24 protein-coding genes, 1 pseudogene and 1 riboswitch are annotated in these 26,932 nt (G+C 37.1%); of the genes and pseudogenes, 10 read left to right on the top strand and 15 right to left on the bottom strand.

Going from position 1 to position 26,932, the window contains the following annotated elements; genetic code table 11:
- Window positions 1–49: 49 nt before the first annotated feature.
- Window positions 50–3,076 carry an ATP-binding protein gene (locus tag MHB53_RS08690; protein ID WP_340917273.1) on the bottom strand — a complete coding sequence of 1,009 codons (3,027 nt, stop codon included), beginning with the start codon at window positions 3,074–3,076 and terminating at the stop codon, window positions 50–52.
- 3 nt (window positions 3,077–3,079) lie between these two features.
- Entirely contained in the window at window positions 3,080–4,321 is a 1,242-nt protein-coding gene (locus tag MHB53_RS08695) for a metallophosphoesterase family protein (protein ID WP_340917275.1), read from the bottom strand.
- A gap of 133 nt (window positions 4,322–4,454) precedes the next feature.
- Here MHB53_RS08695 and MHB53_RS08700 point away from each other — a divergent pair, with 133 nt between their 5' ends.
- Window positions 4,455–4,640, top strand: a complete 186-nt coding sequence (locus MHB53_RS08700) for a YhzD family protein (RefSeq protein ID WP_340917277.1) — start codon at window positions 4,455–4,457, stop codon at window positions 4,638–4,640.
- A gap of 467 nt (window positions 4,641–5,107) precedes the next feature.
- Here MHB53_RS08700 and MHB53_RS08705 read toward each other — a convergent pair whose 3' ends face one another.
- The 4 genes from MHB53_RS08705 to MHB53_RS08720 form a co-directional block, all read right to left on the bottom strand.
- Window positions 5,108–5,884: an enoyl-CoA hydratase gene (locus tag MHB53_RS08705; protein ID WP_340924566.1), complete on the bottom strand. Its 777-nt coding sequence runs from the start codon at window positions 5,882–5,884 to the stop codon at window positions 5,108–5,110.
- A gap of 124 nt (window positions 5,885–6,008) precedes the next feature.
- On the bottom strand, window positions 6,009–6,875 hold the full coding sequence (locus MHB53_RS08710) for a Cof-type HAD-IIB family hydrolase (protein WP_340917279.1): 867 nt from the start codon (window positions 6,873–6,875) through the stop codon (window positions 6,009–6,011).
- Between the two features lie 136 nt (window positions 6,876–7,011).
- Window positions 7,012–7,368 (bottom strand): YlbF family regulator, encoded by a 357-nt coding sequence (locus MHB53_RS08715; RefSeq protein ID WP_340917281.1) that lies wholly within the window; start codon window positions 7,366–7,368, stop codon window positions 7,012–7,014.
- Window positions 7,369–7,404: 36 nt separating this feature from the next.
- Entirely contained in the window at window positions 7,405–8,541 is a 1,137-nt protein-coding gene (locus MHB53_RS08720; RefSeq protein ID WP_340917283.1) for a DUF445 domain-containing protein, read from the bottom strand.
- Between the two features lie 156 nt (window positions 8,542–8,697).
- On the opposite strand from MHB53_RS08720, the gene MHB53_RS08725 reads away from it, so the two are divergent.
- The 5 genes from MHB53_RS08725 to MHB53_RS08745 all read left to right on the top strand — a co-directional run bounded on the left by MHB53_RS08725 (window position 8,698) and on the right by MHB53_RS08745 (window position 11,926).
- Window positions 8,698–8,916 carry a DUF5342 family protein gene (locus MHB53_RS08725; RefSeq protein WP_340917285.1) on the top strand — a complete coding sequence of 73 codons (219 nt, stop codon included), beginning with the start codon at window positions 8,698–8,700 and terminating at the stop codon, window positions 8,914–8,916.
- A gap of 122 nt (window positions 8,917–9,038) precedes the next feature.
- Window positions 9,039–9,233 (top strand): hypothetical protein, encoded by a 195-nt coding sequence (locus MHB53_RS08730; RefSeq protein ID WP_340917287.1) that lies wholly within the window; start codon window positions 9,039–9,041, stop codon window positions 9,231–9,233.
- A gap of 154 nt (window positions 9,234–9,387) precedes the next feature.
- Complete coding sequence (locus MHB53_RS08735; RefSeq protein ID WP_340917289.1) at window positions 9,388–10,287, top strand: PucR family transcriptional regulator; 900 nt, start codon at window positions 9,388–9,390, stop codon at window positions 10,285–10,287.
- Window positions 10,288–10,400: 113 nt separating this feature from the next.
- The gene (locus MHB53_RS08740) at window positions 10,401–11,501 is read left to right on the top strand and encodes an ABC transporter ATP-binding protein (RefSeq protein ID WP_340917291.1); all 1,101 of its coding nucleotides are present in this window, start codon (window positions 10,401–10,403) and stop codon (window positions 11,499–11,501) included.
- A gap of 224 nt (window positions 11,502–11,725) precedes the next feature.
- A complete protein-coding gene (locus MHB53_RS08745; RefSeq protein ID WP_340917293.1) occupies window positions 11,726–11,926 on the top strand; it encodes an alpha/beta-type small acid-soluble spore protein in 201 nt (66 codons plus the stop codon).
- Window positions 11,927–12,316: 390 nt separating this feature from the next.
- Here the strand turns inward: MHB53_RS08745 and fumC are convergent, their stop codons facing one another.
- The 4 genes from fumC to MHB53_RS08760 all read right to left on the bottom strand — a co-directional run bounded on the left by fumC (window position 12,317) and on the right by MHB53_RS08760 (window position 17,087).
- A complete protein-coding gene (gene fumC, locus MHB53_RS08750) occupies window positions 12,317–13,699 on the bottom strand; it encodes a class II fumarate hydratase (RefSeq protein WP_340917295.1) in 1,383 nt (460 codons plus the stop codon).
- Between the two features lie 190 nt (window positions 13,700–13,889).
- A complete protein-coding gene (locus MHB53_RS08755; protein ID WP_340917297.1) occupies window positions 13,890–15,971 on the bottom strand; it encodes a transglycosylase domain-containing protein in 2,082 nt (693 codons plus the stop codon).
- A gap of 376 nt (window positions 15,972–16,347) precedes the next feature.
- Window positions 16,348–16,605: a transposase gene (locus MHB53_RS26320; RefSeq protein WP_445661508.1), complete on the bottom strand. Its 258-nt coding sequence runs from the start codon at window positions 16,603–16,605 to the stop codon at window positions 16,348–16,350.
- A gap of 272 nt (window positions 16,606–16,877) precedes the next feature.
- On the bottom strand, window positions 16,878–17,087 hold the full coding sequence (locus tag MHB53_RS08760) for a hypothetical protein (RefSeq protein ID WP_340917299.1): 210 nt from the start codon (window positions 17,085–17,087) through the stop codon (window positions 16,878–16,880).
- 746 nt (window positions 17,088–17,833) lie between these two features.
- On the opposite strand from MHB53_RS08760, the gene MHB53_RS08765 reads away from it, so the two are divergent.
- From MHB53_RS08765 to MHB53_RS08775, 3 genes are all read left to right on the top strand, one after another.
- Entirely contained in the window at window positions 17,834–18,973 is a 1,140-nt protein-coding gene (locus tag MHB53_RS08765; RefSeq protein WP_340917301.1) for an ATP-binding protein, read from the top strand.
- Between the two features lie 111 nt (window positions 18,974–19,084).
- Complete coding sequence (locus MHB53_RS08770) at window positions 19,085–19,516, top strand: hypothetical protein (RefSeq protein WP_340917303.1); 432 nt, start codon at window positions 19,085–19,087, stop codon at window positions 19,514–19,516.
- Window positions 19,517–19,722: 206 nt separating this feature from the next.
- Window positions 19,723–21,816, top strand: a complete 2,094-nt coding sequence (locus tag MHB53_RS08775; protein ID WP_340917305.1) for a DNA topoisomerase III — start codon at window positions 19,723–19,725, stop codon at window positions 21,814–21,816.
- A gap of 92 nt (window positions 21,817–21,908) precedes the next feature.
- Here the strand turns inward: MHB53_RS08775 and ribH are convergent, their stop codons facing one another.
- The 4 genes from ribH to ribD are packed head-to-tail and all read right to left on the bottom strand — an operon-like array spanning window position 21,909 to window position 25,352.
- Window positions 21,909–22,379: a 6,7-dimethyl-8-ribityllumazine synthase gene (gene ribH, locus MHB53_RS08780; protein ID WP_340917307.1), complete on the bottom strand. Its 471-nt coding sequence runs from the start codon at window positions 22,377–22,379 to the stop codon at window positions 21,909–21,911.
- Window positions 22,380–22,396: 17 nt separating this feature from the next.
- Complete coding sequence (locus MHB53_RS08785) at window positions 22,397–23,590, bottom strand: bifunctional 3,4-dihydroxy-2-butanone-4-phosphate synthase/GTP cyclohydrolase II (RefSeq protein WP_340917309.1); 1,194 nt, start codon at window positions 23,588–23,590, stop codon at window positions 22,397–22,399.
- 15 nt (window positions 23,591–23,605) lie between these two features.
- Window positions 23,606–24,250 (bottom strand): riboflavin synthase, encoded by a 645-nt coding sequence (ribE, locus tag MHB53_RS08790; protein WP_340917311.1) that lies wholly within the window; start codon window positions 24,248–24,250, stop codon window positions 23,606–23,608.
- Entirely contained in the window at window positions 24,231–25,352 is a 1,122-nt protein-coding gene (gene ribD, locus MHB53_RS08795) for a bifunctional diaminohydroxyphosphoribosylaminopyrimidine deaminase/5-amino-6-(5-phosphoribosylamino)uracil reductase RibD (RefSeq protein WP_340917315.1), read from the bottom strand. Before ribD ends, ribE begins: the two co-directional genes overlap by 20 nt.
- A 216-nt stretch (window positions 25,353–25,568) precedes the next feature.
- A riboswitch (FMN riboswitch) is annotated at window positions 25,569–25,715 on the bottom strand.
- Window positions 25,716–26,007: 292 nt separating this feature from the next.
- Here ribD and MHB53_RS08800 point away from each other — a divergent pair.
- Window positions 26,008–26,151: a hypothetical protein gene (locus MHB53_RS08800; protein ID WP_340917317.1), complete on the top strand. Its 144-nt coding sequence runs from the start codon at window positions 26,008–26,010 to the stop codon at window positions 26,149–26,151.
- 280 nt (window positions 26,152–26,431) lie between these two features.
- On the opposite strand, the pseudogene MHB53_RS08805 reads toward MHB53_RS08800, so the two are convergent.
- Window positions 26,432–26,862: pseudogene (locus tag MHB53_RS08805) on the bottom strand (IS200/IS605 family accessory protein TnpB-related protein); the annotation flags it as partial.
- Between the last annotated feature and the right edge of the window lie 70 nt (window positions 26,863–26,932).

Consider the following 26,932-nt stretch of genomic DNA (forward strand, 5'->3'; position numbering starts at 1 on the left):
GCCTCCGATTAACTTGAGTTATCTAAAAAAAGTATAACATATCCTATTGCTATCGGCTTCCAAATACTATTGTCCCCTCACTAGTCATTAGCTGAGACTTTACATTGCTAGCTAATTGGGTGACGTTTTCAGATTGAAAGTAGTCTTTAATATGCGCATGACACGTAAAAAGTAAAACCTGGGTATTCCCATGACACTCGGAAATCAACTGAATAATTTTATCTGTTCTTTGTTTATCAAAGTTAACAAATCCATCATCAATTATCATAGGAAAAGGAAAATCAAGTTTCAAAACTTCCATAAGCGCAAACCTTAAAGATATATATAGCTGTTCTCCAGTCCCTTGACTAAGTTCTGCAGGATCAAATAGGAGGTGATCTTTTCTTTCTACAACAAGGCTCCCTTCTTGCTTTATGTATATTCGTTGATACTCCCCATCCGTTAAGAATGAAAAATATTCTTGCGCTTTCAGCATAACCTTTGGGAAACGATCCTCTTTATATTTATCCATCGTTGCTGTTAACACACGCATCGCTAAAGCATACTTGGTCCATTTTCTTGCTTCTTCATTAAATAGTGACTTCAACTGATGAAATCGGTGTAGCTGTTCGGTATATGTTCCTCCCTCTTCAAGAACTTGCACTTGATGGCGATAGGATGCCAATTCATTTCTGAGCTTTTCAAGTTCTGTTGATTGCTCGTTTATTGAATCCTTTAACTCACTTTGATGATCCTTCATTTCTTGTTCGGATAGATAAAATTTCGTTGAATATTCTGCATCCTCTCCTAGCTGGGAATGTATCAATTCCAACCTATCCTTGATACTATTCATTTCGATAAATCGCTTCGCTTTACTACGAAATTCTTCTTCATTATCTGTCTGTGCCAGTGTTAGTAATTTATTAATTGATGATTTCAGAGCAATAACTTCATTTTCTAAAGGCATTATATCATTGGTTAACTCAGATATTTTCTGAACTAATTCTTTTTGGACATACCTTTTTTCCTGTTCTATTTTTATACATTCCTTTAATTTAAATAGAGCTGTATTTACATCTAGTTCATCTATTCCAGCTACTTCTGTTGTTTTTTGTAGCTGGATAAACCATCGTTCTGATTTTCCTTGTTTTACTTCTAGCTGGTTCATCACACTTTCTTTCATTTTTAATATATGGGAAAGTTGGCGCAATAACTCAAAGGCATCCTCCAGTCGATTAACAGAAAAATTACTGTCTATTCCTAATCTGGTTTTGATTTCCTCCAACTTAGTGTAAATATGGTTAATTTCGCTATTTAGTGACGATTCTTGCTTATCTAAATCTGCAAGTCTTTGTTCTAGTTGTTCTAGATAAATAATCCATTTAGACCATTCTTCCCGTATGTGAAGTTGTTTTTCGTAATTAGAATAGACTTGGTCACCGTTTTTATCTCTTTGAGCTAAGGATTCAGTAATTTTTTGTATCTGTTTCTGGATGTTTTCCATATCCCTAAAAATACTAGTTGAATCTTTTTTTCGAACGTATGGCAATCCACTCGTAATCGCGTAGATCATTACTATTACCGAAAAACCCGAAACCAGCCATTGGGATTCGCTAATACTCCATACAAATAAACCTAGACAGAGGAGTAGAAAAATACTACTACTAATAAACTTTTTCCTTACCCGTTCTTTCTCCTCCTGTTCGTATTGTGACTTTTGATTTTTTAATAACACAAGCTCATGTTCGAATTGTTGTTTATCACTGATAAGCTGATCGGTTGTTTCAGTCTTTTTTTTCTGCATTTGCAACTGCTGAAACGATTCTTCACTTAACATATCCTGTTCTAGTCGCTCACATTTAATTTCAATGCTCTGTTTCTCACTAATAGCCAAATGTAGTTGTGATCGGAGATCCTCCCTACGCAAATGTAATCGATCATAATTTTGTATGGCTTCTTTTATTTTGCCTTTCATATCGATCCCAAGATCTAATTGCTCAAGCTTGTCCCATTTTTCTCTTGGATAAAAAAGTTCTCCTCCGATTGTCTCTGCTTGCTTATCGTATTCTTGAAGCTGTCGCTCGAGTGCTTCAATTTCCTCATACAATTGCTTGTACCAAGCACCTTCACCAATTAGCTTCTCTGCTTGATGGATAGATTCTGAAAAAGCTTTATTGGGAACCTGTTTATCTAATTGCCATTTCGTTTGTTGTATTCTCTCTTGCAATGCATTAAGTCTACTAGATATAACAATCAACTTGTCTGTGTATTTTTCATATCTTGCTATTCCTTCTATAGGAAATGATAAATCACCTAATTCCTCCAATCGATTGAGAAGCTTTTCTCTTTCTTTAAAAAGGGGCCACTTTCTCCGCAAATCATCATATCTAGATAATTTAGCTTGTAATTTTTTCACTTCAGATTCGATTAAATCAATTTCCTTTTCTGCTCTTTCTTTTTTATCAATGATAGATATGTACTGAGCATTTTTCTGCTTAGCTGTTTTCAAATCACTTTCTTGGGCACGCAAATCCCTCAATTGTTCGTTTAACTTAGGCTTCCGTCCCCCTGGCTTAAATAAAAGATCTAACTCTTTTTGAAATTGTTGCTCCACATTTAATAGTACATCTGTGCCAATTGTTCCAGCTGCCACCAGATAACGGCTAATATCATCACCTTTTAATCTTTGTATTGTCTGAAGACCTTGAAGATTAAAAGAGAATATGCTTTCATACATCAATCGATCCATCCCAATGAGAAGCTTGGAGAGTAATTCCTCTCCCCCGGCAGTTCCATCCTCCAATAAAACAGATACATCTCCTGTAGCCTTTCCTTTTACACGCTCAATTTTCACTTCACCGTATTGTTCAAAATACGTAATCAGTTGTCCTCCATATGCTGCATGTGTTTTCGGTTCGTACCTTTTCTCCGCTTGCTGTCTTCCAGGAAATCCAAAAAGTATGCTATGAATGAAAGACATGATAGTCGACTTTCCAGCTTCATTTTCACCATAGAACACTTGCAAAGTAGAAATGTTCTCGATATGAAAGTCGATAAACTTACCATACCCATATATATGGAGGCTTTTTAACTTCAATCGCTACACATCCTTTACTTCTAATTCATCTATTACAAGCTGTTTGGCAGCTTCCACCAACTCTTGTTTTTCTAATCGCTCAATCTCAGTTAAATATCTACTACCATATACATGTGCAAACAGACTTGATATGGACTCTTCAAATGCTTCTGTTGCCTGTAGATTTTTCGCCGTTTCATCCAGCATTTTCATGAAACCTTCATTATGGTGCAATGATGGTTCTGTCTTTTGCTGTTCTAGTTTTAGATCATAGGGCCAAACAAAGACCTGTTCAACATCCACTACATCTTGTATCATCTCTAAAAACTCACCATTTGTAATTTTTTGCTTTACTGGCTGAGATAAAAAATGGGCGTTTTCAATTGTTATTTGCAATAATACACTTTGTCCTTCAACATCGAGCTTTGCTTCCATGACTTTTTCACATTTAGAATATAACTCGGTTAACGAAGTGTTTTTTTCAAGCGTTATTTGCACTGATTCCCAACGAATATCAGCAGAGTCTATAAATGATAATTGTGTAGAACCATCTACTGTAAGCTTGACCTCATAACAGCCTTTTTTTCCTGCCTCTTTTCGATGGCGTCCTTGGATATTACCTGGGTAGACGATATATGGATCAGTATGTAAAATTTGTGTTTGATGAATATGACCGAGCGCCCAATAATTCATTTCTTTTTGTAGTAATTCTCGAATAGAAAACGGGGCATAAGGTTGATGAAGTGTACTTGCACCATCACATTGTCCATGTAAGAGTCCGATATGTAAATCTGCTCCATCTTTTTTCTGATATGTTTTCACTTTCCTCTCAAAAACATGGCGTTCTGGATAACTAAATCCATATAGATGGACCTTTACTCCATTTTCAGCTGTAAATAAGACTGTTTCCACTTCATCATTAAATATATGTACATTATTTGGCATATCGAGTGTGAGCCAGTTGCCAGCAAGATGGTCATGATTACCATACGAAATAAAGGCGGTTATTTCCGCTTCATTAAGCCGTTCTAATTGTCTTCGAAGCCTAGCCTGCGCTTTAATACTGCGATCTTCACCATCAAATAAATCTCCAACAACAACGATAAAATCCACTGCTCTTTCTAACGCTGCATCTATTACTCTCTCAAATGCTATAAACGTACTTTCCTGTATACGTGAAAATACTTTTTTGGGTATGTGGGACAAACCTAAAAAAGGACTGTCTAAATGCAAATCAGCTGTATGAATGAAGCGAATTTCCTCCAATTATGTCACCCTTTCTGACGAATATACGTTCCTATTATTATACATAATATTACTAAGATTGTCTTGATTAATAGCAAAAAAGATCCTATGATCAATGATAAGTTCTTTAAACTTTTTAAAGAGGAGAGGTTCTATGCCAATCTATAAATTAACGGTCTTTGAACAAAACGGGGAAAAGATTCTAGAAGAGGATTTTGAAGCTAATAACGATCAGCTTGCAAAAGAAAAAGGGATGGCAATCTTAACCGATAAAAGCTTAGATAAAAAAACACATCGTTGTACATCAGCCTTAGGAAAACTAATTTTGTTTCATCGATAAAAACAGAGGAGCTTCCGATAAGTAGGAAAATCAGTAAAACGGCTTTCTACTAATTTTTCATCTTGCTCTGATTAAAAAAAATGTCAGTTGATTGGAGTGGGGTGCGTTCGATTGACTTGGGAGGCTTTTTAGCAGTGAGGGGATATCGGTAGGCATTCGATTTACCTTAGGCCTACTTTTTTCGTAGGGAGGGGCATTCGGGAGACGTTCGTTTTACCTTAGGCATGCTTTTTTTGTAGGGAGGGGCATTCGGGAGACGTTCGTTTTACCTTAGGCCTACTTTTTTCGTAGGGAGGGGCATTCGGGAGACGTTCGTTTTACCTAGGCATGCTTTTTTTGTAGGGAAGGGCATTCGAAAGGCGTCCAATGACCAGGACGTGCCTTTTTTCGCGATGAGGATAAAATGGAGAGAGGCTCTAAAAAGCCAATTATATGACTTTTTGGACACCCCCTCCCCTTGTTCCCTCTCACGATCCGTTAAATTCCGCTTTTCTTTTTTCAACAAAAGCTTGAATCCCTTCATTATGGTCTTGTGATTGCCTCATTTCCCATTGGGCTTGTTTTTCTAATGCTAGCGTTCTTTGTAGTGTATCTCGATTCAATTCAGTATATATTTTCTTTGTTCTAATCATTGCTAATAATGGTTTGCTACACCATACATCTACTTGATGGTCAATGGCCTGAGCTAAATCCTCAGCCTCCTCATCCACTATTCCGATTTGTAATGCCTGGGATGCTCCCATTACCTTCCCTTCCCATATGAGTTGTTTCGCTTTATGTGTACCGATTTTTTCTTTTAGTAAAAAATGTCCTCCACCATCTGGTACAAGCCCAATGCCAATAAAATTCATAGCAACCTTTACTTCTTGGCTACAAATAACATAATCCGCGGTAAGTGCAAGACTAAGTCCAAGTCCAGCTACAGCACCATCCATGCCTACTAATGTGATTTGTGGCATACTATAAAAGGACATAATGAACGAATGTATCCTATCCATTACAGTGTAAAACTCTTGCTCCCCACTTAATTGCAACATCTCTTTAATATCTCCACCTGCTGAAAAGTTTCCACCCTTCCCCTGAAGAATAACAACTTTTATTCGATCATTATTTTTTATATTTTTGAAGCATTGATCCAGCTCATTCATCATCAATAAATTTATTGCATTTAGTGCTTTGGGCCTATTCAATGTAACATAAGCTACTTTTTTATTTATTACAATTTCGATTGTTTGGAAATTCATTTCCAAATCATCCGCCTCCTCAGTGTTTATATTATATATCTAGATTAACTGAATGATTGGTCATTCACAATAGTAATAAACAAAATAATGAGCGAACAGGCGTATAGGTCTGTTCGCTCATTATTTATTTAAGCACGTTTATTTTTTTTAAAAATTCAAGTGTTTGTTGCTTTCGGAAATGTTCCTTCACCATATATGCTACCCCATTATCATTATTGGAACGGGTAATCCAATCCGCTGCTCCCTGTACCTTTGCGGGCGCATTCCCCATGGAAACACCAAGACCTGCCCATTCTACAAGCGGGAGATCATCGATTCCACCTCCAATTACAACTACCTCATGTCGTTTAATACCAAGACGTTCACATACATACTTCACCCCTTGAAGCTTATTTACATTAGCCCCAACTATCTCCATTTTATAATCTTCTGTAAAGATACATTCTACCTGATCATACATTTCGGCTATCGCTTTTGCCGCGTCTTCAACATCTTGTTGATTATCAAACTGGGTTTCTATTTTTGGAGGGGAAACTGGTTCATCTAATAATTGTTCACTAACGACATCAACATATTGTTCCGAGTATGAAAAGCGATTTTTCGATTGTAAAAAAACTTTTGCCACCATATTTTCAGGTAGTTTTATTTTATTACCTAGAGTAAATTGTTCATGAACCAGTTTGATTTGGCATGAAAAGGATTCCAACAAGGCAACTAGTTCACCTGCAATTTGTTCATGAATCCTGTTCACATAAATTGGTTTATTCACCTCACTAGCAATATATGCTCCTTGATGTGCAATAATATGTGAATCAATTTTTAGTGTTTTAGCAATTCTTTTTGCAGCTGGAAAATTCCTTGAAGTGGCTAAAGTAACCGTTATACCTTTACTTTGAGCATATGCAATTGCTTCCCGAGTTAATTTATGAATGCGGCCATTATCCTGTACTAATGTACCGTCAATATTTAGTACCAACATTTTATAAACCATGGTGACCCCCCTCTGCGCTCATAATCCTTTTTATATAAATATGATTATCAGCAAGTAAGTAGAACACCATTAAATCTTCTAACATTAAAAAAAAGAGACATGCCACAAAATTGGCTCATGTCTCTTTCTTTATTCCTTATTTGCCTTCCATGGAACCGTAAAGATCATCTAATGGCTTCATAATGATTTTATTCAACTCATTAATCGCCATGCTCATGCGCTGTTCCGCCTCCATCAACTGTGTAACCTCTTCGTTTTCTTGAACGCGGTTTGCGATAGCTTGTGCTTCCATTACTTCATCTTCTGTAATATCCTGACCAGCCATTTGTTTTTGCTGAAGTTGCATTTGAACATTGCGGAATTCATCGAACATTCTTTTTGCTTCCTCATTCTTTTCCACTGCTTCATACATTTCTTTTAAGTTAACATATTCTTCACTGTTACGCATAGCCTTTTCAAGTTCATACGCATAATCATATAAATTAGTCGTCATAATAATAAACCCTCCTTCCTTTGGTATTTTAACATATTACGAAGTCAAAATGACAATGATACCCTGTATTAGTCCAATTATCCCACCTAAAACCGCCCCTAAATATGTAATCATTACAAGTTCTTTTTTTGCTATTGATATAACTAATTCTTCAAGCCTTTGCAAAGAAAAAGATTCAATTTGCTCGCGAACAATTGCTTCTACTTCGAATCTTTCTAAAATTTCTCCCGATCTAATAGTAAGATATTCACCAGCAGCTGCTAATAAACGTGGTGCAATATCTTCTTGTAATTTTGTTCTGTATGGTGAAATAAGTTCTGCAATGGATTTTTCGAAAAGCGTTTCTACACGAAATATTTCTGAAGTCCATTGTTTTATATAGTTTAAAATCTTATCATCTTCTACTTTGGTCCATACGTTTTCAAGTGGTCTATTTTGTACTTTTAACCACTCTTCATGAATAACATTGACTAACATTTCCTTTGTTCTAGGGTTATTAAAGAATTTAATAAGTTCAGGTTGGAATTTATCTGCGAGTGAATCATTGCCTATAAACATTTGAACCATATTCCAAAGTTTTCCACGTTCTTTTAGAAAATCCTCAATCATCACTTTGATTTTATCTTTACCTTCTGGTGTAGCGAAATAGTCAATTGCCTTTTGAATGATTCGATCCGCAGCTTGAGGTATCTTTTCCTCTACTACACTTGACCAATCCAGAGGAATTATCTGTTGTATCGTTTTGCTTTCATATTGATTCTTAAGTTGTTTATATTTTTCGACGATTTTATCATTTATATATGCGGTTGTTTTTTCTGCTGGGTTTTCCACTTGTAGCTGTTCAAGTAGTTGTTCTAGTGTTATCCCTTTTTCAAGCCAACTATTTATTTTCTGACTAATCCAGGCCTCAGTTTCTTTCTTAAACTTTTCTTCTGATAATTTCTTTTTAATACTTTCCGGTGTAACTAAATGGCCCACAACAAGCTTGCCAATTTGGGCAGCAAGTTCGTTTTTCCTTTTAGGTATAAGACCTGGGGTAAATGGTAACTGCCATTTTCCAATATAAAGCGTCCGGTAAGGTCGAAATAACATTTTTATTGCTAAGAAATTAGTAAAACCACCAATGACAGCACCAATTATCATCATAAATATTATCATCCAGATCCAGTCCATATGATTCTTCCTCTCTATTGTAGCTAAACATACAGTATAGACTCCGTATTATTCTTTATCCTAATTATAAAGATATACACCACTCTAAAGCAAACATCATATATTTTCTTTATGCTTATCGTTATTTTTGCTACAATTAGGTTAGAGGTGAAAATAATGTTACAGCATTTTCAATTCCAATCATTATTTGCGGATAAACGCCTTCCAGGATGGACATTTTCTTTTTACCTAAAACAACAAAAATACGCTGGCGTTTATCATCCTGATGGTAATATTGAATGGTCAAATAATAAACCAGAACATGGGCATCTCGATAAATTACAAAAACAAATCCACGACTTAATGATTTATCATATTTATGATGAACAAAGATAAGAGGACTTTATTCATCCGAGTATGATTACTAATTAATCTTCTGCTACTTAAAATTTACCATTTAGCTTTTTGCATGCTATTAGCCCATCTTGGTCCAAACTATGGTTCAGGAGGCTGATGTAATGAAAAAGAAAAAGATCGACGAACTTTTTTTACCTGATGCACAAAATGAAGGTAGAGACAATTACTTTGTCGATGTTGACAGAATGGTTAACGAAGGAATGGCCGGTGGATCCGTCCATATGCGGGCCGATACGACTAATATAGAAGAAGCTATCGACTTCTTCCCAGAAGACCCACCCGAAACAACGGAATAAAACAGTGAACTCATTTCAGCAAGCTGAAACATCGGGGGAAAACCTGAATAAATGTTTAATCAAAGAGATTTGGTTAATAAAGGACTTACATTTCAAAAGAAAAGGGCGATGATCCTACTCGCCCTTTTCTAATTTATATAAAGAGGCGACCTTCATGATCAAACAATTATTATATTTATATCCAAACTCTATCTTATCCAAAGAACCAACTACAGATCCGCGCTTCTTATGGTATAAAGATGTGCAAGCGGACCAATGTATCGGTATACCTAAAACTGATTTAACTCATAAGGAAGTAAAACTCTTGGAAACATTATATCCCTTGGATAATCTTGAAAATCCAAGTTTTATATCCCATTCTGTTCAGGAATGGCGTAACTTCCTACATTTTGATGGACCCATGCCAGCATTACTAGAAGAAAACTGTCGATTTATTCACTTTTACATTTCTAATATGAAAGAAGCTTTTCAATTTGAAGAATGGGAAGAAGCATTGAAAGGTCTGTTTCCACAGGAGATTACCATCATACCTTTTAATAATAGCGAAGGAGTTATTATTGAAAAGCAAACAGAATTGCATATGGATGAAGATGAACTAATATCCGCTGTTGAAGCATTTGAAAGTGACTTTTTCTTCAAAGTTCATTTTCATATTGGTCGATTTCATTCACCTAACATTAAATTAAAACAGCAATTTAATCTTGAACAGACCTTGTTTAAGCTCTCACTCACGAAACAACCTGAAGATCGAATTTCAACTTTAGAAAAACTCATGCCACATTTTGTATACGAATCTCTTGCACAAGATACAAGACAAACGCTATTTTCAGACATTCATCATATTTTTTCTAATGACCACGACTTTTTAGAAACCATTAAACAGTATATAGAAAATCAGTCCAATGCAACGTTAACAGCAAAGCAGTTATTTATGCATCGAAACAGTCTTCAGTATCGTATTGATAAATTCATTGAAAAAACGGGAATTGATATAAAGAGTTTTCATGGCGCATTCTTAGCATATTTAGCCTGTTTACATATTGGGAACGAATAATATGCACGTTGCCGAAAAACACTCGACAATTTTTGTGCACCTTGTCCATAGCGTTATGAAAGCGCATTCTGTAAACTAGTAATCAAATACATAACCAATAGGGGGAATTACAAATGGCTGAATTACGCTTAGATAATATTTATAAAGTATATGATAATAAGGTTACTGCTGTAGAGGATTTTAATCTTCATGTTCAAGATAAAGAGTTTATTGTATTTGTTGGTCCATCCGGTTGTGGTAAATCTACAACACTTCGTATGATCGCTGGATTGGAAGAAATTACTCAAGGTGACTTCTATATTGACGATAAGCGAGTAAATGATGTAGCTCCAAAAGACCGCGATATCGCGATGGTATTCCAAAACTATGCCCTATACCCACATATGAGTGTATATGACAATATGGCATTTGGACTGAAACTACGCAAAATGCCAAAACAAGAAATTGAAAAACGTGTACAAGATGCTGCTAAAATTCTTGGTCTAGAAAATTTCTTAGATCGTAAACCGAAAGCCCTTTCTGGAGGTCAGCGTCAACGTGTTGCTTTAGGACGTGCAATCGTTCGTGACGCTAAAGTTTTCTTAATGGATGAGCCGCTTTCTAACCTTGACGCTAAACTGCGTGTACAAATGCGTGCGGAAATTGCTAAATTGCACCAAAGACTACAAACAACTACTGTTTATGTAACACATGACCAAACAGAAGCGATGACAATGGCGAGTCGCATTGTTGTAATGAAAGATGGTATTATTCAACAAGTTGGTACTCCGAAAGAAGTATATGACAACCCTGAAAATATTTTCGTTGGTGGGTTTATTGGATCTCCAGCAATGAACTTCTTCCATGGACAACTAGAAGAAGACGGTTTCCTTCTTGAAAACACATTTAAAATTGAAGTTCCTGAAGGTAAAATGAAAATGCTTCGCGAACAAGGATATGTAAATAAAGATGTCGTGCTTGGTGTACGTCCAGAAGATATTCATGACGAGCCTGCATTCATTGATGCTTCACCTGGTACTAGATTAAACGTGCTTATCGAGGTAGCGGAACTTACAGGTGCGGAAACTATGCTTTATTCTCGTGTTGGTGAACAAGATTTCGTCTCTAGAATTGATGCAAGAACAATCGTTGAGCCAGGCCAAAAAATGGATCTAGCATTTGATATGAACAAAGCCCACTTCTTTGATGCTACTAATGAACAACGGGTTCGCTAAACATTATAAAAGAAAAAAGCCTTCCAATTCTTTGGTAGGCTTTTTTCTTTTATTTTTATTAGAAAAAACTTCCTGCAAATAATACGCATATTTTGCTCAAATAAAAACATAATACAGAATACAAGCAGGAAATAAACCGATGGGTTAAAAGATAGCTGGTAACAGCGTCGGTGCAATTCCGACTAACCCAACCATTACAATACACAACAAGGAGATGACACACAATGCCAAGCAACAATTCTAACCAACTAGTAGCTCCAGGAGCTCAACAAGCAATTGATCAAATGAAAGTCGAAATCGCTTCAGAATTCGGTGTAAACCTTGGTGCGGAAACTACTTCACGCGCTAACGGATCTGTCGGTGGAGAAATCACAAAACGTCTAGTTCAAATGGCTGAACAACAACTAGGCGGAAGCTTCCAGTAATTCAACTGAATAAAATGGCTAAGCCCTCGGAATACATCCGGGGGCTTTTTAGGCCCACACGACGTGGGTCACAACGGCGTTGCCACACGACGTGGCGCTCTTAGCCGTTGTTCCTTAATGTCTATAATGCTAGCTACAGCACCCATTGTCCCTTCGTGTTTGCTTGATCTCGATTAGGAATAAAGGATCTTAGACTAAAGGCGCCACAGGAGGTGGCAACTCCGATGCACTAAGCATCATGTGGGAGCAGTTTGTACGTCGCTTAATGGGCATTGTCTAGCTACAGGCGCAAGGGCCTCGAGGTCATAAGCCAATCCGTCCTAGAAGGTAAAGACCAACCTTCCAACCGCTTTGTCTTATGGTTGTCGTGACCAGCACCTTCCGCTTTTCTTATAAATTAACCATTTTGCTTGGGTTTATCCATTCGTCATATTGTTCTTCTGTTAGGTAGCCTGTTTTAATTGCTGCTTCTTTTAATGTAGAACCATCATTAAATGCAAGCTTAGCAATCTCCGCCGCTTTTTCATAGCCAATATGCGGATTCAGTGCAGTTACGAGCATGAGTGAACGATTTACATTTTCAGCAATCACCTCTTTATTAGGTTCCAGTCCTTGTACACATTTTTCGTCGAAAGAAAGCATACTATCTGCTAATAAGTGGACAGATTGAAGGAAATTATAAATGATAACTGGCTTATATACATTTAATTCAAAATTTCCTTGACTTGCTGCAAAACCTATCGCCGCATCATTGCCGAAAACCTGTACAGCGACCATTGTAAGCGCTTCGCTCTGAGTCGGATTCACTTTACCTGGCATAATCGAGCTTCCTGGTTCATTAGCAGGAATAGAAATTTCACCGATTCCGCTTCTAGGTCCGCTCGCAAGCCAACGCACATCATTTGCAATTTTAGTTAAATCTGCTGCAAGTCCTTTAATCGCCCCATGAACATATACGATTTCATCATGACTTGTAAGCGCGTGAAATTTATTGTCTGATGAGACAAACGTATAACCAGTTTGCTTGTCAATTTGGCTTGCAACCTTGTCGCCAAATGTGGGATCGGCATTGATTCCTGTACCGACAGCAGTCCCGCCAATTGCTAGGTTTAAAAGATGTTCTGTGCTTTCTTTAATCATTTTCTCACTTTTTTCGAGCATTGCTCTCCAACCGCTAATTTCTTGACCTAGTGTAATCGGTGTAGCATCTTGCAAATGCGTACGTCCAATCTTAATGATATTCATATAAGCCTTTTCTTTTTCTAATAGCGTTTGTTTTAATTGACCCAAGGCTGGAAGTAAGCGCTTGTATATCTCCTCATACGCCGCTACATGCATGGCTGTTGGGAATGTATCATTAGAGCTTTGGGACATATTAATATCATCATTAGGATGTACTTTCTCTTCAGATCCTTGCTCTTGCAAAAGTTCATTCGCACGGTGAGCCACTACTTCGTTCACGTTCATATTTGACTGTGTACCACTTCCTGTTTGCCAAACAACGAGTGGAAAATGACCATTAAATTTGCCTTCCATAACTTCGTCACAAGCTTGAGATATTACAGATTTCTTCGCTTCAGATAGTTTTCCTAATTGATTATTCGCAAATGCAGCCGCTTTCTTTAAATGTGCAAATGCTTTAATAACCTCCATCGGCATCTTTTCATTGCCAATTTTAAAATTTTCTTTACTACGTTGCGTCTGCGCGCCCCAATATTTGTCCTGCAAAACTTTTATTTCACCGATGGTATCTTTCTCCGTACGGTATTCCATATGTAAAGACCTCCTATGTAACTTCGACTGCTATTCTATTTTCTCATATAATGCAATATATTTCATCTAATCTTTATTATAGATGCGATAAAAATAAAAGACATCTAAACATCTGTTATCAGAAAAGTCGCAACCTTAGGATATGGCAAAAAAGGAACTTGACCAACTTTTAGTCAAGTTCCATCCACATTCACTCGCCCCGAAATTTTTTATATGTTTCTTTCAGTTTTTCTTCAAATTTTTTCAAATTCCCTTTTCCTTTTTCCAGCTTCTCTTTCCACTTAGCTGTTTCATCTAACATTTTCTCATCAAATTTATTAAGTTTTTCTGAAATGGATTTTTCCTTTTTCTGCTCTTCCTCTTCCAGTCTCTTGTTTATAGATTGTGTAGCAAAATCAGCTGGCTCGACATATTTGACAGCTTGTTCCATAATCGATCGAAAAATAGGAACAACAGTGTCTCCACTTTTACCTTTCAAATAATGTTCCCTATCTGTCATGTCATATCCGATCCATACTGCCCCAACAAGATTTGGCGTGTAACCAACAAACCACTGGTCTTTTGTTCCTTCCGTTAAATCTTCATACTGTAGTTGTGTAGATCCAGTTTTCCCAGCAATTTGTTGACCGCTAATTTTTGCATTTCTCCCTGTCCCAGAGTCGACAACATTTAGAAGCATTGCTGTCATTTCCTCCGCTGTTTTCTTATCTGTAACTCGTACCTTTTTAGGAGAAGCTTCTCCGACAATATTTCCGGTTGGACCGACAATTTTAGTAATTATATGGCTTTCGACTCTTTGGCCTTTATTTGCAAATACTGCATATGCCTCTGCCATTTGTTTAGGTGAATAACCGGTATCTGTACCACCTAGCGCTAAGCTTAAATTTTTATCTTTTTCTGATACAGGAAGGCCAAATTTCTTCAATTTATTAACCGACTTTTCTAAGCCTATTTCATTTAACAGCCATACAGCGGGCACATTTAAAGAATCCTCTATCGCTTTATACATCGGAACTTCTCCTAAATATTGTCCGTTATAATTTTTAGGCGTATACCCGCTAAAGGAAAGCTCTGAATCATCTTTCAGTATAGATTGAGCATCATATCCCTCTTCAAGTGCATTTGTATAAACTGCTAATGGTTTTATCACTGAACCGGGTTGTGTAGTTAATTGTGTTGCTCTATTATAACTTCGAAAAGTATGTTCTCCCCTACCACCAATAAGCGCCCTGATTCCACCTGTCGCAGGGTCTAGTAAAATGGAACCACTCTGTACTAACGTGCCATCCCCACTATCTGGAAACAAAGTATTATTTTCATATACTTTTTGCATAGATGATTGTAGATTTTGATCCATTTGAGTATAGATTTTATACCCCCTGGTTAGTATCTCATCTTGTGTTAATCCATATAGATTGATTGCTTCGTTCATAACCGCATCCACATAGTACGGGTATTTACCTTTTAACGGATCTCCGCCACTATTTTTTAATACCGTGGTTGCTTGTATAGCTTCTTCATACTGTTGCTCCGAAATCATCTCGAACTTTTTCATTTGACCAAGTACGATATTCCGACGTTCGACAGCACCTTCAAGATTTTTATAAGGATCCAGCGCTGAAGGACGATTTATAATACCCGCCATCATAGCCGCTTCACTTAATGTAAGGTTGTCTACATCTTTTCCAAAGTACTTCCTCGAAGCATTTTGCACTCCCCAAGCACCACTACCAAAGTAAACTTGATTCAAATACATTTCCAAAATTTCATCTTTTGTAAATTTCTTTTCCATTTCGACAGCTAAGAATACTTCTTCTAACTTCCTTTTATATGTTCGCTCTGGAGATAATAGAGCTGTTTTTGTTAGTTGTTGTGTAATTGTACTTCCGCCAGCTTTAATTTTCCCAGCTTTTAGATTCAAGAAAAAAGCCCTCGATATTCCCTTAACATCAAATCCTCTATGCTTTTCGAAACGATGATCTTCTATCGCAATAACAGCGTTTTTTAAATGATCAGGCATCTTTTCAATAGCTACACCTTCCATACGATTAGCCGAAACTTTACTTGCTTCATCTCCATCTTTATCATAAATAGTCGTAGATGTTGCTAAGCCTTGCTTCAATGTTTCAACATTAGCGGAGCTTGCTAAATAAGCAAAATAAGCCAAAAAGGCTAAAAATCCGATTGCAAATGTTAAAATCAAGATTTGATTAATATGTGCTTTTTTCCAAAACTTCATTATCATTATTTTGAATTTATGGATAAACTTCATTTATTTTCCTCACTTTCATTCCCCAAATCAAATGGCTCCTTGTCCATTATCTATATCATTTACTATAATTTGCTTTAAAAATCCACTTCCTACATTATCACAAACATTTCTTTTCTATTATACTGCTAGTTCAAAAAGGCGCCAAATTAGAAACAAGAAGTTCCTGAAGACAAGTTTGCCATTTATCATATAGTGACTTTTTCAACATCTTCTTATACAAAATGCTTTTAATCCAATAATTCTCTACCATTAACATATAATACAATAAAAAAAACAGCAGTAGCAATATAGGACACTGAAAAAGTCCTTTTAATATAAGGAGTTATTACAGACTACTGTTGATTTCCGCTCCAGGTGGATGCTTTCTTACCTCTAGTCAAGCGGTTTCCTTTAATATTTTATTGAATGAATTAAAGGCAATCACCGCAACCTTATGGGGCTTACTCTGAGGTTGCTTTTTTAATTGATCATAATAATCTACAATCCGGTTTTTAGTTTTTGCCCGCCATGAGATCATTGACATCACCATGAAATATAGGATTTTCCTCAACCTCCTATTTCCTCTTTTATTGATTCGCTCCTGATACTGGAGCTTGCCGGATTGATGTCGTTGAATATAGAATATCCTGCATATGTATTGATCTGTTTATGGTTTTGAAAGCGGCGAATGTCGCTTAATTCACCAATAATTCTTACTGCCGTCGTGTAGCGTCCTAACGCCCGCATCAGTTCAAAATAGTCATCTTGTACATAATTCTCATGCCGCACAAATTTAAAATGTGATTTGGCCAATTCATGGGCATCAACGATACCCGTTTTCTGTCAACGCATTGATGCAGTCTGCTCTCTTATCATCTAACAGATTGAGACGGCTGTCGGAATATTGTTGTTCCTGCAGCAATTTCTTTAGTCCTTGTGAGTACACTCCGGTGGCTTCAAAAAAATGATATCAGGTGTTTGACCATCCTGTTCTCTTAATGAATCGATACATTCCTTTAAAGTTCGAAATCCTGATCGTGTCTGTTCCAATTCACCTTCATCAACGGAATCTGCTAAATCAACAATCAATGATATATGTTTCCCGTCAAAAAAAGAAATAAGCGAATATAAAGCCATCGCAATCATCAATGAGTATTTAGGTTCCATTTATAAAAAGCAATAATAAAAGGAATTGGACCGAGTTTGGAAGGATTTCTGCACAGGTAGAAAAGAACGAAAGGAAATCACATCGGTATAGGAAGAAAAAAAATTGGGGTGTTGTGTACGAACGAACAATGAGCAGAGCTACTTAGTAAAACGAAGGAGGGAATAATTTTTTAAACCTACTTCATAGGCTTATTTAGTATGTCTATTAAAAGTGCTGTCTAATAAGCCTCTAAAATGCTCTGTAAAAGAGCTTTACCCCATTTCGGTACTATTGCGGAAGCGCCTTGATCAGCCCCGACAAGCATAAGACAGATTGCGTAGTGGCTTGCCCTTCAGTCACGAATTAATATGACTTATGACCTCGAGGGGCTAGGGGCTATAGCTAGACAGACGATCCGCCCGCGGAAAGCGAGTACCTAGGACGGAAATCAACACTCATATTAAAGGATCGGGCATGTTTTTCGCCCATTTTTTCTTAATCCTGTTATTAATTCTTTGACAAGCCGAATGTTTTTCAGTGCCCTCTAGCAATATCAGCTGTTTTTAATCGCTTATTTGGAGCCCTCACTTATATTAAACCAGACACCTTTTTCGAATAACTTTACTAATTTATTTGATTTCGAAGACAAAGTAATATTTATATAGTAACATTAAAATTACAATACTTAGCGATAGTGGAATAGTTTGGTTTAATTAAGATGACTAGAGGTGATTTGATGGAACAATCGATTGATGATGATATTTTATCCTTTTTAACATCTCGAAAGAAGGATATTTTAACGAGGTGGAAAGAAATGATGATCCTTCCCCCAGACCATTCTTCTCCTACATCTATCGAGCAAAATGGAGAATTTATATTTACCTTTATGCTGCAGGTATATTCCCTCTCGGATCATGAGCGGAACAAGTTTATTAAAGCCTTTGCATGTACAACTGTTGAATCAAAAATCAGACAACATTTTGATATAGGATCATTTACTTATAATGTAAATTTAGCTAAATCGGAAATATTATATGAACTTTTGAAACATCCAGCTATGAAGGAGCAATTTCAATCAACTATTTACTCCTTATTTTCTAGCATTGATCTCTTTTTATTTCATGTAGTAACCTATTTTAATAGTAAAGATAATTATCTTAAAAATAAAAAACAAAATACATATAAAGAACATGAATCACGACTGAATCTGTTAGGAAAAATGACTTCCAGTTTTGTTCATGAATTTAGAAATCCTCTGACAGTTGTAAGCGGTTTCGTTCAATTACTAGCTGCCGAGAACTCACGTCTTCCTTATCTAGATATTATTTTGAATGAGCTGGAGCAGCTTAAATTTCGAATTACTCAATTTTTATTGCTCTCAAAAAATGAAATGCATGATGAAGAACATTCATTATTTACATTAAATGAGCTTCATGAGCAAATTCTATCTTTTATTTATCCACGTCTGTTGGAAGAGAATGTAGATTTAAAAACGGATCTTGAAGAAAACTTATATGTGCTTGGACAAAAAGAAGAAATTAGGCAAGTTGTTATTAATATTATTTTTAATGCGATTGAGGAAATTTCAGTTCAAACATCTGATTCTACCATTCAGGTAAAAGGCTATCGCAAATTGGATAACATTATTTTGGAAATTTCCAATACAGGCCCTCAAATTCCTGACTCTATACTTAAAAATATTTTCGAGCCATTTATGACCACGAAAAAAACGGGCACAGGACTTGGGTTGTATATATCTAAACAAATTATTGAGAAACACAATGGTCAGATTATTTGTCATTCCGAAGTTAATCAAACTACTTTCCAAATTATTCTTCATGCAGTTAAAAGTCGTAATAAATTACTTTTGTCATAAATACTAAAGTAAATATTGATATTTTATTTCAGTATTTAGTATTGTGATGCATAGTTTTCCGTAATGAGGGTATATAATGAAAGACATATTATTGGAAAGGACCTCAAAGATATGACAAACAATATAGTATATTTCCTTTCCCCTCATCATAATCGAAGTGTCATTGCTGAGGCTTGGGCTGAAAAATCAAATATATCCAATTGGATTTTCACTAGTAGTGGTTGGGACGGTGTTATGAGAGATCCATTAAGCGTAATGGCTATGCATGAAGTAAATATAGACCTTACCAATAGGCCTACTCAACTGCTTAATAATGCATTATTAGAAGAAGCGTCTTGTATCATAGCTATCTATGATTTTAATAATGACTCCGAACCCCCACTACCCAATCGTCTCAAAAATAAGTTAGTAAAATGGAATATACCCGCCCCATCCAAAACAAGTATCACCAAAATAGAACAATGGGTGCGATACCAAGAGGTATGTGACGCAATTGCTGAGAATGTGAAGAATTTAGAAGTATCTTTAAACTCAAAACGTTAGCATGGATCTCTATTTAATGTAAAAATTAGAGATTCTTTTTTTTGTTTGTTATATTATTTGATGCTGTTAATTGATTGATTTTTTTAGCTCTGGATCCATTGAAAAAAGTGAGATTATTTTTCTGAAAAATTGTTTCTTTTACTCAGGATTCTCTTTTCGATATACTTAGGATTAGATATTGTTGTTTCGAAAGGAGTTTTTATAAAATGAAATCACTTGTTCTCGCGGAAAAACCAAGTGTTGCCCGCGACCTTGCTCGTGTACTTGGTTGTACAAATAAACAAAAACATTATATTGAAGGTCCGAAATACATCGTTACATGGGCTCTAGGCCATTTAGTCGAGCTAAAAATGCCTGAAGATTACGATCCACAGTATAAAACATGGAAAATGGAAGATTTACCGATTATTCCCGAACGAATGGGGCTTAAGCTCATTAGTCAAACAACGGCACAATTTAAGGGAATTCAAGGCCTTGCAAAGCGTAAAGATATAAATGAACTTATTATTGCTACTGACGCTGGTCGTGAAGGAGAACTTGTCGCTCGTTGGATTATTGAGAAAATCCGCTGGAACAAGCCGATAAAACGACTTTGGATATCATCACAAACAGATCGTGCTATAAAGGATGGGTTTAAACAATTAAAACCGAGTAAACAATATGACTCTCTCTATGAATCTGCAGTATGTAGAGCTGAAGCTGATTGGTTAATAGGGTTAAATGTGTCTAGGGCGCTTACAACTAAATATGATGATCCATTGTCTGCTGGCCGCGTTCAAACACCCAGTTTGGCAATGATTTTGGGTAGGGAAAAAGAAATTCAAGCTTTCATTCCAAAGGACTATTGGTTAATCCAAGCGAAAATTGGCTTACTTTCAGCTTCTTGGGATAATAATGGAGAAAAAAGAATCTTTGATGAAAGAAAAGCTACAGCAATTTTGGATAAAATTAAAAACAAGCAAGCGAAAGTGAAAACCGCAACTACTAAACAAAAAAGTGAGCAACAACCTTTACCTTATGATTTAACAGAACTTCAGCGGGATGCAAATCGTCGTTTTGGCTTTTCAGCCAAAAAAACATCCAATGTACTACAAGGCCTATATGAACAACATAAAATTGTGACTTATCCACGTACTGATTCCCGATATTTGACAGCCGATATGGAAAATACAATGCTAGATAGAATTGACGCCTTACAATCCGCTTATAAAGAAGAAGTTCAGCCTGCTCTTAGGCAAAGAGGAAAAGTATTGGCGAAAAAAGTGTTCAATAATGAGAAGGTTTCAGACCATCACGCGATTATTCCTACGGATGAGCGCCCAAGATTAAGTGATCTATCTCAAGATGAACGCAAGCTGTATGATATCATCGTTCGTCGCTTTCTTGCATTGTTTTATCCGATCTATACATATGAAACAGTACAAGTAGCATTTGATGTTGGAGGCGAAAACTTTTCTTCTCAAGAATCAATTGTAATCGATTTGGGCTTCAAAGCTGTTACTGGAAAAAACGAAGGTGATGATCATCAAGTAAAACGCTTATCACATATGAAACAGGGACAAACTTTTACAGTAGGAAAGGCTAATTTAGAGAAAAAAATGACAGAAGCACCACAAAGATTTAACGAATCAGATTTATTAGCCCGTATGGAAAAGTATGGACTAGGGACTCCGGCCACAAGAGCCGATATTATCGAAAAACTACTCAGTTCGGAATCGATTGACAGAAAAAGTAATCGACTTCACCCTACTCCAAAAGGAAAGCAGTTAATCGAGCTTGTAAATGAGAAGCTAAAGTCCCCCGAATTAACAGCGCAATGGGAAGCTGAGCTAGAAAAAATTGCCCGCGGTAAAGGAAAAGCAAAAGAATTTTCACAAAGTATCCGCAAGCAAACCAAAGAACTTGTCTCTGAAATTAAAATGAGCGAAAAGGATTATAAAGCCCATAATATTACAGGTTCAAAATGTCCAGAATGTTCTTCATTGATGAAGGAAGTGAAGGGGCGGGATGGACGAATATTAGTTTGCTCAAATAGAGAATGTAATTTCCGTAGACGGAAAGATCCAAAACTATCTAATAAACGCTGTCCGCAATGTAGAAAAAAGATGGAAATACACAATGGCAAAGCAGGTACTTATTTTCAATGTCGTACATGTAATGTTGTAGAAAAGGCGGATAAACAGAAAAAAGCCGTTTCAAAAAAAGAAGAAAAGCAACTGTTAAAAAAATACTCTGGCGAAGAATCATTTGGCAATAGTCTCGCTGATGCTTTAAAAGCAGCGATGAAAGATAAAGATTAAAACAAAAACGCCTTAGTCATTAACCTATTTTATTATTCCTAAGCAATAAAAAAGTGCCAAGCTCGCTATAGAGCTTGGCACTTTTTTTATTATTAAACTTCCATTGAACGATATAGATTTGCCATTTCAATTGCACCAACTGCCGCATCCCAACCTTTATTGCCTGCTTTTGTACCTGCACGCTCAATCGCTTGTTCAATCGTATCAGTTGTCAGAACTCCGAAAATCACTGGGATTCCTGATTGTAATCCAACGTTTGCTACACCTTTTGCTGCTTCGTTGCAGACATAATCAAAATGTGGGGTTGCACCACGAATAACCGTACCTAAAGTAATCACTGCATCATATTTATTTAACTCCGTCATTTTTTTTGCCGTGAGCGGAATTTCAAATGCACCTGGCACCCAAGCTACAGAAATATCTTGTTCAAGTACACCGTGGCGTTTTAGTGCATCCAAAGCCCCTGACAGTAATTTACCTGTAATAAATTCATTAAAACGAGCAACAACAATCCCTACTTTCAAACCAGTACCTACTAGATTTCCCTCATAAATATGATTCATTTTCACGTTTTCCCCTCTCATAATGTCAACATATGTCCAAGTTTTTCGGCTTTCGCTTTTAAATACTTTTCATTCGCTTTTTGGGGCGAAAATTCAATCGGTAGCCGTTCAACAACCTCAAGACCACTCTCATCCAAACTAGCAATTTTGCGCGGATTATTCGTTAATAAGCGGATTTTCTCCACGCCAAGCTCTTTAAGCATTTCTGCACCAATCCTGAAATCTCGCAAATCCGCTGCAAAGCCAAGCTTCTCATTGGCTTGAACAGTATCATAGCCTTCCTCTTGAAGCTTGTAAGCCTTTAGCTTATTCATTAATCCGATGCCACGACCTTCCTGACGCAAATACAGTAAAACCCCCGTTCCTTCTTGCTCTATTTGCTGCAGTGCTGCTTCTAGCTGTGGACCACAATCACAGCGACACGATCCGAAAATGTCTCCTGTAAGACACTCTGAATGCATACGGACCATAACTGGAACATTGGGTGAAATCTCGCCTTTTACTAGCGCAAGATGCTCTTTATCATCCAAACTATTTGTATAAGCAACTAGCTTGAAATCACCATATTTTGTTGGAAGTGATATTTCAGTTTCGCGCTTAACAAGTACTTCTGTACTGCTTCGGTAACGTATCAAATCTTGGATTGTGATCATCGCCAAGTCAAATTTATCAGCAACTGCTCTCAAATCTGGAACCCGTGCCATCGTTCCGTCTGGTTTTAAAATTTCGCAAATAACAGCTGACGGATCAGAACCGCACATCTTAGCCAAATCAACAGCTGCTTCCGTATGGCCTGCCCTTTTTAAGACACCACCCTCTTTTGCTATCAGTGGAAAAATATGTCCAGGTCTTTTAAAATCCTCGGGTTTTGCCTCTTTTGAACTGAGCTTCATGACGGTTGCTGAGCGTTCTAAAGCACTGATGCCAGTGTGTGTTGTCACATGGTCCACACTCAAGGTAAATGCTGTACCATGAGAATCCGTATTAAGATCCGTCATCAGCGGCAAATTCAACCGAGTGGCTATCTTTTTCGTTATCGGCACACAGACTAGACCTCTTCCTTCCGTCACCATGAAATTGATTATATCTGGAGTTGCTTTGTCAGCAAGTGCGACAAAATCTCCCTCATTTTCCCGATCTTCATCATCAGTAACGATGATAACTTTTCCTGCTTTTAAATCTTCTAGTGCTTTTTCGATCGTATCGAACATATAATCACCTCCATTTTAGATAAACCCATTTTCGGTTAACAAATTCATCGTCGTACTTTTTTGTGTATTGCTTGGATGCTTTAAAATATTCTGTACATATTTCGCCAACATATCGCATTCAAGGTTTACTTGTTCTCCAATATTTTTTTGCGCTAGCACTGTTTCTTTTTGTGTATGTGGAATGAGGGAAATCGTTATGTCTACTCCCTCCGAACCAAATAGGGTGAGTGACATACCATCAATAGCTACAGAACCTTTCTCCATTAAAAAAGGGGAAAAAGATTCTGGTACACGAATAGTCATATACAAAGCGTTCTCCTTGTTCCACTTTTGCATAATTGTTCCAGTTCCATCCACATGCCCACTTACAAAATGGCCTCCAAATCTGCTATTTGCAGCCATTGCCCTTTCAAGATTCACTTTAGATCCTGACGAAAGCTTATGGAGTGCCGTAGCCATAAACGTTTCCGGCATTACATCTGTTTCAAAATATTGATTTGTAAATTCAGCTGCGGTTAAGCAAACGCCATTTACTGCGATACTATCACCCAGATGTATATCTTCGAGAACCTTTTTACAATTAATCGCAAGTTTTAGTGATGATGTTTTTCGTTCAATCCGGACAATGGTCCCAATTTCTTCAATTATTCCTGTGAACATCTGATTCACCCCCATTCTTTTCAGGGATGGCAACAACTTTAATGTCTGGCCCAATCATTTCAAGCGATTGGAATTGAAGTAAATGGCTCTCAGACATTAGTTTTTTCGCACTGCCTCCAAAAGAAGGTGAGCCGGTATTATCACCAAGTAATTTAGGTGCAATATACATGATGACTTCTTGGAAGTGTCCGCTCTCTAAAAATGAGCCGTGTACCGTGCCACCACCTTCTACGAACAATGATGTAATTTGCTCTTCTCCAAGCCAGTCAAGAAGATGCTCGATATGAATATGAGTGTACGCCATCCTTTTAACCGTTACATTTTTACTTTCAATTTGTTCTTGTTTGTTCTTGTCCGCCTCATTTCCACAAACAATGATTGTGGAAGACTTATTATCAATTAACAAATTGGACTCCATTGGAATGTCCAGATGGGTGTCCAAAACAATACGAATGGGATGTTTTCCACCTTGGGGCAATCTGGTGGTGAGATGTGGATTATCTCGAATAACCGTATTGATTCCTACTAGTATCGCGTCATTCCTATGTCGATATTGATGGACGTCTAATCGTGCTGCTTCAGATGTGATCCATTTACTGTCTCCGCTTGTAGATGCTGTTTTTCCGTCTAAAGTCACTGCTGATTTCATAGTGACATATGGTTTCTTCGTTTGTATATAATGGAAAAAGTATTTGTTCAATTGTGTAGCTTCTTCTTCACAAATCCCCGTTTCCACATGAATACCCGCTTGGCGAAGCTTTTCAACACCCTTACCTGAGACAAGTGGATTCGGGTCTAGTGAAGCAATGAAAACATTACGAAGCTTTTTGGCAATAATTAAGTCTGCGCACGGCGGTGTTTTCCCGTAATGGGAACATGGTTCAAGCGTTACATACAAATCCGCTCCATCCGTTTCATCAGTTGCCTGGTGGAGGGCATTCACTTCCGCATGTGCATCGCCTGCTTTCATGTGTACGCCAGTCCCTAAAATCCTACCATCCTTAACAATGACACATCCAACCACAGGATTTGGGCTTGTTTGTCCAATGACAGCGCCAGCCATCTGTAATGCCAGTTTCATGTAAAATTTCTTTGTAGACATTTAATATCACCTTTCTTTCTACAACAAAGGAAAACAGCAACGCAAAGCATCAAATACCAACAAAAAGCCCCGAGGACAAATGTCTCGGGGCTGAAAACGCAAACTTTAATAAGCCATCAGAGGTTGGTATTAGTTGATAAGTATTTTCACCATACTAAACAAACATGTTTTAGAACTGGCCTTTGCCAATATAAAAACACAACCAAACCACGACGCTGTTTCCTTCTCCCATCCAGACTTTCACTGTCGGCTTTGGAGTTTCACCAAATCCACCGACTCTAAAGTATCAGAGTCGGGTCACGGGCTGAGAGACATTGTCTCATCACCGCCGGTAGGGAATTACACCCTGCCCCGAAGGAAAACATATTCGATTTAAATCTTATTATTAGCTTACAACGACGGTAATGTCAAGGATTGACTTTTTCTATTAGATACATCCGAACGAAAATAACAAAAATAATTATAGAAACTAGTAGCCCAAATGGCATAAATGTTAGTACATAGGAAATAATTGCTTCTATATCCATTAATAATTGACATGATTTTAGCAGTTTAGGAAGGAATTCTGGCTTTTTTATCTCTTTTTTTACTCAAACCTATTTCATGGGCATATAATCCTGTATAATGGATAGTAATTTAGTAGGGGGTTATTTAGATGCCTGATACGGATGAAATATTAATACTTATTAGAGAGCTAGGTAGGTTATTCGACGAGTACAAACGTTCACCAGAACAATTTAAACCGGCCATAATTGAAGATATTTATTTACTTGGTATTGCTATTAGCTCCCAAGAATAAATACTTTCATTTTCAGTTATTTTCGAACGCATATGCAATCATCTTGTACTATATCTATAGGTTATATATTAGTCTTATTTTTTAAAAAAATTCGTTTGACCATCTATTACTTTAATTTAGGATTGCAAGTTTCTATCTCCTTTTGGAAATCGCTTCCACATCCATCTTCTGGAAAGGCTACGAAAAATAATCCACACAGCTTGTTTTGTAGCCTGCCATGAATACTCCCCCACCGAACGCTAGCGTTTTTCGGAAGGGGTTTCTAGCGTATCGAACGAGGTTATCGCACGTTTAACGCTAGTGGGGTTGACACATTGGTGGAGTGGTTACCGCCCAACCCCTCTAATCCGTCGGCAAAGGCGTTCGGAACTACTTTTCGGATAATATTGTATGCGCCATTGACATCTGCGTTCAGGAAAATGCCCGTGGCAGATCGATAGAGACCCCGGTTCATCCTTTTCCCGCTGAATACAAAATTCGTTCTTTCCTTTTCTTTATAGACAGGGAGAGGATCGTGATCAAGGAAACTCGCTTTTGATGTGTAAGACTCTGTTTTGGTGACCTGAATCCCAACTTTCTTTGCTTTGTAGGTGATCATAGAAATCAGATAGAAAACGGGACGGACACAAAATGCTGATTGTTCCTTTTCCCTAGATTGACCCGTTGTTTCCAATCTTGATTCGTTCCAATCACGATTGTGTCTACCTGTTCATGTCACGTCTGAATGTGAAAGAAGGAGGAAGGCAGGGATAGGGTTTTGGCTAACGCCAACCACCATTCA

The organism is Bacillus sp. FSL K6-3431, from assembly GCF_038002605.1.
Taxonomy (GTDB): Bacteria; Bacillota; Bacilli; order Bacillales; family Bacillaceae_C; genus Lederbergia.

Excerpts from the sequence above, each read along its gene's own strand:
- MHB53_RS08700 (WP_340917277.1), top strand. The coding sequence starts at position 4,455 with ATGCCAATCTATAAATTAACGGTCTTTGAACAAAACGGGGAAAAGATT.
- MHB53_RS08705 (WP_340924566.1), bottom strand. The coding sequence starts at position 5,884 with ATGAATTTCCAAACAATCGAAATTGTAATAAATAAAAAAGTAGCTTAT.
- MHB53_RS08710 (WP_340917279.1), bottom strand. The coding sequence starts at position 6,875 with ATGGTTTATAAAATGTTGGTACTAAATATTGACGGTACATTAGTACAG.
- MHB53_RS08715 (WP_340917281.1), bottom strand. The coding sequence starts at position 7,368 with ATGACGACTAATTTATATGATTATGCGTATGAACTTGAAAAGGCTATG.
- MHB53_RS08720 (WP_340917283.1), bottom strand. The coding sequence starts at position 8,541 with ATGGACTGGATCTGGATGATAATATTTATGATGATAATTGGTGCTGTC.
- MHB53_RS08725 (WP_340917285.1), top strand. The coding sequence starts at position 8,698 with ATGTTACAGCATTTTCAATTCCAATCATTATTTGCGGATAAACGCCTT.
- MHB53_RS08730 (WP_340917287.1), top strand. The coding sequence starts at position 9,039 with ATGAAAAAGAAAAAGATCGACGAACTTTTTTTACCTGATGCACAAAAT.
- MHB53_RS08735 (WP_340917289.1), top strand. The coding sequence starts at position 9,388 with ATGATCAAACAATTATTATATTTATATCCAAACTCTATCTTATCCAAA.
- MHB53_RS08740 (WP_340917291.1), top strand. The coding sequence starts at position 10,401 with ATGGCTGAATTACGCTTAGATAATATTTATAAAGTATATGATAATAAG.
- MHB53_RS08745 (WP_340917293.1), top strand. The coding sequence starts at position 11,726 with ATGCCAAGCAACAATTCTAACCAACTAGTAGCTCCAGGAGCTCAACAA.
- fumC (WP_340917295.1), bottom strand. The coding sequence starts at position 13,699 with ATGGAATACCGTACGGAGAAAGATACCATCGGTGAAATAAAAGTTTTG.
- MHB53_RS08755 (WP_340917297.1), bottom strand. The coding sequence starts at position 15,971 with ATGAAGTTTATCCATAAATTCAAAATAATGATAATGAAGTTTTGGAAA.
- MHB53_RS08760 (WP_340917299.1), bottom strand. The coding sequence starts at position 17,087 with ATGGCTTTATATTCGCTTATTTCTTTTTTTGACGGGAAACATATATCA.
- MHB53_RS08765 (WP_340917301.1), top strand. The coding sequence starts at position 17,834 with ATGGAACAATCGATTGATGATGATATTTTATCCTTTTTAACATCTCGA.
- MHB53_RS08770 (WP_340917303.1), top strand. The coding sequence starts at position 19,085 with ATGACAAACAATATAGTATATTTCCTTTCCCCTCATCATAATCGAAGT.
- MHB53_RS08775 (WP_340917305.1), top strand. The coding sequence starts at position 19,723 with ATGAAATCACTTGTTCTCGCGGAAAAACCAAGTGTTGCCCGCGACCTT.
- ribH (WP_340917307.1), bottom strand. The coding sequence starts at position 22,379 with ATGAATCATATTTATGAGGGAAATCTAGTAGGTACTGGTTTGAAAGTA.
- MHB53_RS08785 (WP_340917309.1), bottom strand. The coding sequence starts at position 23,590 with ATGTTCGATACGATCGAAAAAGCACTAGAAGATTTAAAAGCAGGAAAA.
- ribE (WP_340917311.1), bottom strand. The coding sequence starts at position 24,250 with ATGTTCACAGGAATAATTGAAGAAATTGGGACCATTGTCCGGATTGAA.
- ribD (WP_340917315.1), bottom strand. The coding sequence starts at position 25,352 with ATGTCTACAAAGAAATTTTACATGAAACTGGCATTACAGATGGCTGGC.
- MHB53_RS08800 (WP_340917317.1), top strand. The coding sequence starts at position 26,008 with ATGCCTGATACGGATGAAATATTAATACTTATTAGAGAGCTAGGTAGG.